The organism is Stenotrophomonas pictorum JCM 9942 (assembly GCF_001310775.1).
GTDB lineage: Bacteria > Pseudomonadota > Gammaproteobacteria > Xanthomonadales > Xanthomonadaceae > Stenotrophomonas > Stenotrophomonas pictorum.
Genome location: NZ_BAZI01000112.1, coordinates 1 through 7,884, shown reverse-complemented (window position 1 = coordinate 7,884; position 7,884 = coordinate 1). Strand labels below are relative to the sequence as shown.

Here is a 7,884-nt window from a genome sequence, read left to right as displayed (position 1 = left end):
TGAAGGGCGGCTTTCATCTTCCGCAGTGGCAGGGACGCCACTGAATCCCTGGTCCGGCAGGGCTGATGTATCGCAACAGTGGGGGCCGGTGGCGGTGCAGGATCCGTCGCAGGGGCTGCTTGTGAAGTTGTGGACGGCGCGTGCAGATAAAAAGCAGGTGCTTTTATCTGCGGATGGTGTGCCGGAAGTGGTCATTTACACCCATGCTGAGCCGGTCAATGCGGTCACGCTTGCATTCGATCAGAACGGAAATCCGAATCTCACGGTGGGCGGCATCAGTGGTGCGCTGCTGTACTGGTACGACGCAACAAGGCCGGGCATGGAAACCACTTCGCTGCCGGCCGACCATCTCTATCCGATGCTCACGCTTGATGATGCCCGTGATCTCAACATCGCCGCGTCCGACATCATCCTGAGCTACGTGCGGGGGGGCGTGCTGCGTTATCGGCAGCAGCGTGAGCGGTTCCAGATTGAACATACACCGCTACTCGGTGACGGTGGCTCGCCGCTGACTGTGCCAGGGAAGCCGCTGCTCCACGTGAGCATGACTCGCAAACAACGTGTGCAGTGGACCTTCCTCAATACCGACAACTGGGCCATGAACCCGGCCCATGCGCTGTACTACGCGCGCACACATTCGGAGATCGGCCGGGAGCCGAGTGGGAATATCAACGATGCCAGCTACCGGGCTTGCGCCGACAAGCTGTTCGATGAAGGGTTTGGGATCTGCACCTCATTTGATCCGGCCGCGGAGAGCCTGGAGGAGTTCGAGCAGCGCATCTGCAACCTGATCGGCGGCAGCGTCAGCCGAAGCCTGATCGATGGGCAGTACTACCTGGACCTCGCCCGTGGCGACTACGACCTGGACAGCCTTCCGGTCATCACCGACGACGACATTCTGTCTTTCTCGGCGCAACCTTCAGTGCTGGATGGCGCGATCAACAGCGTCAGCGTGAAGTATTTCGACCCATGCAGGAAGGAGAGCGTCACGACGCCGCCCGTGCAGGCGCTGGGCCTGATCGACGCCTTCGGCGTGATCCACCAGACCGCCAGCTATCCAGAGATTCCGAGTGCTGCACTGGCATTGATCATCGCCGAGCGCGACCTGCGCAATACCGTTACCCCGACGATAGCCTTTGAGCTGACCTGCATGCCGGACTCGGTTCGGGCGCTGCGGCCGAACAACTACTTTCGGCTGCAATCCAAGAAGCGTCGCATCGCCGACATGGTGTGCCTGCTGGGCGAAAAGCAGGCCGGTACGCTCAAGAGCGGTGCAGTAAAGATCACTGCCGCTCAGGACATTTACAGCCTGCCGCAGACCTCGTTCGTCGAAGTGGAAAGCGGCATCGATACCAGCCCCGACCCGACGCCTTATCCCATCACTGCTCAGGTAGCGATGGAGGCGCCCTACATTGAGCTGGTGCAGCGCCTGGACCGGGCCAACCTCGACGCGCTGCCCGCCGACGTGGGCTACTTGCTGGCGATGGCTGACCAGCCTGCGCAGGGTGGCCAGAACTATGGACTGGCCGTGGCGCCGGCCGGTGGGGACTACCTGGTGGAGATGACCGGCGACTGGTGCCCGGTGGCGGTGGTTGCAGGCGATCCGGCGGTTGATGTCGTGCCCGTTGGCCAGACGGTGATTCCGGTCGCCGGCGTCGGCCGCGCCAGCCAGGTCACGCTGGGTGCGGCCGCGCTGTGGGAGAGCGAGGTCGTCCGCATCGATGCGATCGACACTGAGGCGGGCACGGTTACGGTCGGCCGCGGCTGTGCCGATACGGTGCCGGTTGAGCACGTGGCCGGCAGCCGGATCTGGGTGTACGACGAGGCGGCCAGCAGCAACATGACCGAGTACACGGATGGCGAGGCGATCGATATCAAGTTGCTGACCAACACCGCCGTCGCCCAGCTGGACCCGGCTGATGCCGTAGCCATGTCGGTCGAGTTCGCTCGGCGAGCTGTGAGGCCGTACCCGCCGGCAGCGGTGACGTTCAACGGCGAAGCATGGCCGCCGGCCCTGACCGGGCAGGTGGACGTGGTCTGGGCACACCGCGACCGCAAGGCCCAGGCCGACCAGCTGGTCGACCAGGCCGTGGCCAGCATCGGCCCGGAGCCGGGCACCACCTACACCGTGCGGTGGATCCTTGACGGCGTCGAGGTCCATGCCGAGGCCGGGATTGTGGGCAGTGCCAGCAGCTACACCCCAGCCGCTGCCGGGACGCTGCGCATCGAGATCCAGAGCCAGCGCGACGGGCTGGACAGCCTGCAGGTGTACCGGCACACGGCGGAGTACATCCCGACGCCGTAGGCCATAAAGCATTACGAGCGGTGTTGGTTATATGGGTAGGAATTCCCTGACATGTCACTGCTGACTCTTCTGATATCAGAAGCGGTGCAGGTGTGGGAAGGTTGGGCTGCCAGCAACGGCGGTGCCGGCTTCCAGCCAGGCCATCCACCCACCGGGCTACCGCAGGGATGCGGAGCTGCTGGAGGCCAGCAACGACGCATTCCCCGCGTCGACCCGGTCCCTACCTCCCCAAGAGGGCCGGGCGCTGGCTGCAGTATTGGTGGCTATACAAAGCCCTGGAGCTCTCCCTCCGGGTGCACGCCCAGCTTGACCAGCCAGGTGGCGACCAGCTCGATGATTGCGACTTCGTCCTCCGGATACTGGTCGATAAGCCGCTCTTCGACCTCGTCGCAGATCTCCCAGAACTGCGGCGCTTCCCCGTACTGCTCGAGCGCGTGACTGATCTCGTTGAACGCCAGTTCGTAATCAGCGTGCTGTTGGCTCATCTGCCTTGCCCGCTCCGACGCAAGCCAGCTCCTCAATAAGGCTGCTTACCTGGTCATGGAAGTGGTCGAAATCCACCATGGCGACGCGCGGTTCGATTACTTCGACCTCACCTGCAACAATTTCGGCGATATCTCCGGCCAGCGCGGTCTCTGCTTCCGGCTTCATGCGCAAAGCCAGATCCTGCAGCCACTGGTCCAGCTCTTCTCGGGTCAGCTTGGTGGTCATGAGGGGATCCTATGCCGGCTGGCCGTTATGATCAGGTCAATCGTGGCTGTTCACGCTCAGCAGCGCACGCGCGGCAGCTGGTGTATGGAGGTGGTGTAACTGGGTGAAAGCATGTGTTGGCGCATGCGCCATTCCGGTTTTGCCTGCCAGCCGGTTGCGCCGAGCCCAGCGGTACCGCGGCCGAACTTCCGGTTGATCGCGTCCAGCGTGTCCATCAGCCGGTCGTTGCCCACCGTCGCCGGGGTGAATAGATCCTGCTGCAGCGCCTCCGGTCGCGCGAGATCCAGCAGTGCGACGCCCGCCTTTTTGTAGTCGATGCCCCTGCGAACCATGCCCTCGAATAGCTGGCGTACGCATCGCAGGATGATCGTGGTATCAGCGGTGGCAGCCGAGAGATTCGCCGCGCGGGCTGGGTGGTGCTGCGGCAGCTCTGGGCGGAATGGATCCGAGTTCAGGAACACTTGGACGCCGCTGGCCACCAGGCCGCGCGCCCTGAGCTTCTCGCAGGCGCGCACGGCGAAAGTGGCCAGCGCTTCATGCAGGGCCTGCGGATCAGAAACGCGACTGCCGAATGATCGGCTCACGACGATCTGCTGCCGATCGGGCTCCACTTCTTCGATGCTCATGCAGGGGTGCCCCTGCAGCTCACGCTGCGTGCGCGCAAGCGTGACGCCGAAGGCTGCCAGGATGTCATCGGTTGAGGCGTCACGCAGTTGTGCGGCCGTGTTGATGCCGCGTGCGGCCAGCTTCGGTGCCAGTTTGCGGCCCACGCCCCATAGATCGCCGACGGGAAAGTCGGCCATGGCCGCTTGGCACACGGCAGGATCGCCGAGGTCCATCACGCCGGTGCCGCTCTTGGCCAACTTGTTGGCAAGCTTGGCCAGCGTCTTCGTGGGGCCGATGCCGATGCAGTTGGGGATGCCGGTCCAGCGGTGCACCCGCGTGCGCAAGTCCCGTGCGAACTGCTCGCGCAGCCGAATGCCAGTCAGGTCGATGAAGCTCTCATCGATGCTGTAGACCTCCACACGTGGTGCAGCATCACGCAGGATCGAGACAACGCGGGCGCTCAGGTCGCCATACAGGCCAAAGTTCGCTGACCGCATCTGCAGGCCGTGCCGGCGGACCAGGTCCTTCAACTCGTGGGCGGGGTGCCCCATCTTGACCCCGAGTGCCTTGGCTTCAGCTGATCGGGCAATCGCGCAGCCATCGTTGTTGCTGAGCACGACCAGCGGCTTGCCGCGCAGCGACGGCTGGAACACGCGCTCGCAGCTGGCGTAGAAGTTGTTGCCGTCGACCAGGGCGAACATCACAGCTCCCGGATTTCGGCAGCGCCGGTGATCAGCGGCCGCACCAGGATGCGGTAGCAGTCCCGGTCGAATGAGGCGGATGGCTGGTCCAGCTTCCGGGCTTTCGCGAGCGTGTCCGCGGTGCGAGGTAGTGCCAGTTTCGGACGACGTGGATCTGCTGGAGCTCGTCGGACTTTTCGACGATGCCGACAGCGCCGGGGTAGGGCCATGCGTGCACGTGGCGATCAATGAGCGCTGCCAGAAGCCGCTGCCGGTGGTCATCTTCCGGCTCAGCTCCACAGCACACGCCGGCGCATCGCTTGAGCGCATGACGGAAGCAAGTGCGGCCCGCCGGGAGCTTCTCGATGCCCAGGCGGCTGTAGCAGAGCAGGTGGGTGTCGGCGATCTCACGCAAGGCCTCTACTGCGGCGAACCGGCTGGGATACAGCCCAAACGATGCTGTGTCCCCTGCATCGTGTACGTCGGTGATGCACAGCTCACCGGCCTGTAGCGTGATCGTGCAGAGCCATTTGTTACGGCGAAGGCGTTTGTTGAACAGCGGCTGCTGCAGCTTCACTTGCTGCGCCTCCAGCAGCTGCGCGCCGATATCACCGGCGGTGCGCACAAAGGAGAACCGCCGGGTCAGGCTGAGCAAGCGGGCCTCGTCCGGCGTACGGATGTGGTCGAGCACGCGGCCGCGAATGTTCACGCTCTTGCCGATGTAGAGCGGAAGCGGTGACTCGCCGTGGAATGTGTAGACCCCTGGGGCGGGCGGCAGCTGTTTTGCCAGCTCGCGGAGATCCTGCAACAGCTCAGCGGCCACGGCGCGGCCTGCGGATGATCTGGCGGGCAAGGCCCACCATTGCGAACACCTCCACTTCAGTGCCTGGCGCCAGGAGGATTGGCGGGTACTCTGGGTTGGCTGAGTGCAGCTCGATGTGGTGCTCGAAGGTCTGGAGCACTTTGCAGGTGGGCTGATTCCCATCCCACACGGCGATCACGATATCGCCGGCTCGCGGTTGAACGGAGCGGTCGACAACCAGGATGTCGCCATCACAGATGCCTGCGCCGATCATCGACCAGCCGTCTGCCCGATATAGGTATGTGGCCGCCGGATTACGGATCAGCAGGCGATGCAGGTCGATGCCGTCGTCAAGGAAATCCTCGGCCGGGGAAGGAAAGCCCAGCAGGGCACGGGCGCCGGCCATGGGGACCGACTGCGCAGGGCCATCGATAACTGCCGGGCCCAGAAAACGAGCGTTGGGGATTGGTGGGGGAGCGTGCAACATGGCGCGAACTCTCGCGGGGCGCTGTCTCAAAAAGCGAGACGGGCGGAGAATGTTAGTACAATTGCTAACGCCCGGGGCGGTGTCGGTCCGTTTACCTGCATGGCGCTATCGTCAGATGCCCTCTCCCTGGAGCTTCCCATGTGCTTTTCCGCCGAGGCATGGCAGGACTATCGTGAATACGTCGAAAAGTACGGCGCCGATATCAGCATCAAGGACTTCGTGATCCTCTATGGCGATCGCGGCGCCGGCGCCAAGATCAAGATTCCGAAGGGCATGGATACCCCATTCATGCATGCAACAACGGGAGAGGCGCAGCAGGTTCGGGAGCTGATCGAGCGCTTCAACGCCGAGCAGGTCGCGAAGCTAGAGCAGGACCTGTTCAAGCAGTCCAGGCGGTTGGCGGATGCCGAGCGCTCACTTCTGTCGAAGGAGACGGTGAAGGCGCGCGAGGATGTCCGTATCGCCACGAACAAGATTGCCGCAGGCAGGACAAAGCTCGCGGATATCAAACGGACGACGGCGAAGCCCGGTGACGGGCGGATCTTCCCGGGGGCGCATGGGCTGGTGCTGGTCAGTGAGGGCGGCAAGAGGGTAGTGCGGCCGATGCGCTACCAGTGCCGGCCCGCGGGGAAGCCGGCGGTCTACGATCGCAAGTACCCCGGAACCTACAACGCCCGGCGCGACAACCTGGAGGGGTTCTGGAAGGGCCAGTTTGGCCACAGCCATGGCCTGATGGTGGTGAACACCTTCTACGAAAATGTGGAGGGGCCGGCTGGCAACCAGGTGCTGCAGTTCACCCCCCGAACGGGAGAGCCGATGCTGGTGGCCTGCCTGTGGTCGCACTGGACGGATCCGAAAGGCCTGGAGCCGGACCTGCTTTCATTCGCCGCGATCACTGATGACCCAGAGCCCGAAGTGGCCGCCGCCGGGCATGACCGCACCATCATCAACATCAAGCCCGAGCACATCGACGCGTGGCTCAATCCCGACCCAGGGAATCTCGGCGAGCTCTACGCGATCTTCGATGACAAGCGGCATCCGTTCTATGAGCATCGCATCGCAGCCTGACTCAGCTGCAACGGCTACCGGTGCGCCAGCTGCTCCGGCCGCAGGTTGGTGTAGCGCTTCAGCGTCGCCCAGCTTTCGTGCAGCGTGAAAAGGGAGACTTCTTGGATGCTGTAGCCGGCTTCGAACAGTCGGCTTGTTGCCTCGTGCCGCAGATCATGGAAGCGCAGGTCGGAGATCTCCAGGACGTGGCAGGCCCGGGTGAATGCAGCGCCGATCGACTTCGGATTGAACGGGAAGATCAATGGCTCGTTTCCGCGCGGCTGGGCTTCAATAATGGCCAGGGCTTCGGCAGTCAGCTTGAACGTCTTGTCATTGCCGAGCTTCTTCGTGGGGTGCTTCAAGTCGCGGAGGCGGCATGTGGCCGTCGATCTATCGAGATCGTCCCAGCGTAAACGCGTGATCTCTTCCTGTCGCCGAGCGCTGTGGATTGCGAAATGCATGATGTCCAGCATCGGGATCTCGGCGCGCACGTCACGGTGGCTGAAATACGCGGCCAGCTTCTCCAGTTCCGCGGCAGTGGGCCGCCGGTCGCGCTCCTTCGGTTTGCCGATGATGCGATTTTGGCGCAGGTATTCGGCCGCATCGTCCAGCTCCTGAAGCGGCACCGGCACGCCCAAGGCAACCCGTGCTGCGCGCAGCACCTGGCGGAGCCAGATCAGATCGTTGGCGGCCGTGGCCGGGCCGGCACCCTCCTGGCGGCGTCCCTGGGCGTAGGCGATGAAGTCAGCGCGTGTGAGGCGGTCAACCCGCTTATCGGCTATGGCGCCTTTTCCAATGCGGGCCAGGTCCGCCTTCTTCGAGCGCCCCCATGGGTTATCGGCAGCCATCTGGCCGGAGTACCAGTCGATCATCTGGGCAACCGTCATGCGGGTACCGACAACCTCCCCGCGCGCACGTTGGCCGGCCAGCTCTGCTTCACGGCGGGTAAGCCATTCTTTTGCAAGCGCACGCGTTGGAAAGGTCGCCGACTCGCGGTGCGTAATCTTCCCATCGGCCTTGAGCCGGATAGTCGCTGTGTAAGATGTGGCGCCTGTGGCCCGGCGGCGGGCGAGGATCGATCCCATGGTGCTACAAGCCTGTTTCTGTAGCCCCGAATGTAGCACCGTCGCAGCGGTAATGCCCTGAAACCCCCGGAAATACGACAGCAATGCAGCAGACCGAATCCCTCGTCAAATCTGGCGATAACCCCCGCAGGCCATACGTTCTAGAGGGAATAAGGCTTTGT

At 63.6% G+C, this 7,884-nt stretch carries 7 protein-coding genes and 1 pseudogene; 2 read left to right on the top strand and 6 right to left on the bottom strand.

Annotation, left to right across the window (positions count from 1 at the left end; all coding sequences use genetic code 11):
• Positions 1-2,305 (top strand): annotated as a pseudogene (locus tag JCM9942_RS07630) (hypothetical protein); the annotation flags it as partial.
• A gap of 263 nt (positions 2,306-2,568) precedes the next feature.
• On the opposite strand, the gene JCM9942_RS07625 reads toward JCM9942_RS07630, so the two are convergent.
• The 5 genes from JCM9942_RS07625 to JCM9942_RS07605 are packed head-to-tail and all read right to left on the bottom strand — an operon-like array spanning position 2,569 to position 5,510.
• Positions 2,569-2,790, bottom strand: a complete 222-nt coding sequence (locus JCM9942_RS07625; RefSeq protein ID WP_054658874.1) for a hypothetical protein — start codon at positions 2,788-2,790, stop codon at positions 2,569-2,571.
• Positions 2,771-3,016 (bottom strand): hypothetical protein, encoded by a 246-nt coding sequence (locus tag JCM9942_RS07620; protein ID WP_054658873.1) that lies wholly within the window; start codon positions 3,014-3,016, stop codon positions 2,771-2,773. Before JCM9942_RS07620 ends, JCM9942_RS07625 begins: the two co-directional genes overlap by 20 nt.
• Positions 3,017-3,072: 56 nt before the next feature.
• Positions 3,073-4,323 carry a Y-family DNA polymerase gene (locus tag JCM9942_RS07615; protein ID WP_054658872.1) on the bottom strand — a complete coding sequence of 417 codons (1,251 nt, stop codon included), beginning with the start codon at positions 4,321-4,323 and terminating at the stop codon, positions 3,073-3,075.
• Positions 4,324-4,354: 31 nt separating this feature from the next.
• Positions 4,355-5,125 carry a hypothetical protein gene (locus JCM9942_RS19615; RefSeq protein ID WP_089153150.1) on the bottom strand — a complete coding sequence of 257 codons (771 nt, stop codon included), beginning with the start codon at positions 5,123-5,125 and terminating at the stop codon, positions 4,355-4,357.
• On the bottom strand, positions 5,115-5,510 hold the full coding sequence (locus JCM9942_RS07605) for a LexA family protein (protein WP_338062222.1): 396 nt from the start codon (positions 5,508-5,510) through the stop codon (positions 5,115-5,117). Before JCM9942_RS07605 ends, JCM9942_RS19615 begins: the two co-directional genes overlap by 11 nt.
• A 219-nt stretch (positions 5,511-5,729) precedes the next feature.
• Between JCM9942_RS07605 and JCM9942_RS07600 the strand changes: the two genes are divergently transcribed.
• Positions 5,730-6,659, top strand: coding sequence for an SOS response-associated peptidase family protein (locus JCM9942_RS07600; RefSeq protein ID WP_054658870.1), 930 nt, complete (start codon positions 5,730-5,732; stop codon positions 6,657-6,659).
• A 14-nt stretch (positions 6,660-6,673) separates the two neighbouring features.
• On the opposite strand, the gene JCM9942_RS07595 is transcribed toward JCM9942_RS07600, so the two are convergent.
• Positions 6,674-7,723, bottom strand: coding sequence for a tyrosine-type recombinase/integrase (locus JCM9942_RS07595; RefSeq protein ID WP_054658869.1), 1,050 nt, complete (start codon positions 7,721-7,723; stop codon positions 6,674-6,676).
• Positions 7,724-7,884 lie beyond the last annotated feature (161 nt).

Bases quoted from the DNA above. Each gene is read 5' to 3' on its own strand.
- JCM9942_RS07615 (WP_054658872.1), bottom strand. From the start codon at position 4,323: ATGTTCGCCCTGGTCGACGGCAACAACTTCTACGCCAGCTGCGAGCGC.
- JCM9942_RS07620 (WP_054658873.1), bottom strand. From the start codon at position 3,016: ATGACCACCAAGCTGACCCGAGAAGAGCTGGACCAGTGGCTGCAGGAT.
- JCM9942_RS07625 (WP_054658874.1), bottom strand. From the start codon at position 2,790: ATGAGCCAACAGCACGCTGATTACGAACTGGCGTTCAACGAGATCAGT.
- JCM9942_RS07600 (WP_054658870.1), top strand. From the start codon at position 5,730: ATGTGCTTTTCCGCCGAGGCATGGCAGGACTATCGTGAATACGTCGAA.
- JCM9942_RS07595 (WP_054658869.1), bottom strand. From the start codon at position 7,723: ATGGGATCGATCCTCGCCCGCCGCCGGGCCACAGGCGCCACATCTTAC.
- JCM9942_RS07605 (WP_338062222.1), bottom strand. From the start codon at position 5,510: ATGGCCGGCGCCCGTGCCCTGCTGGGCTTTCCTTCCCCGGCCGAGGAT.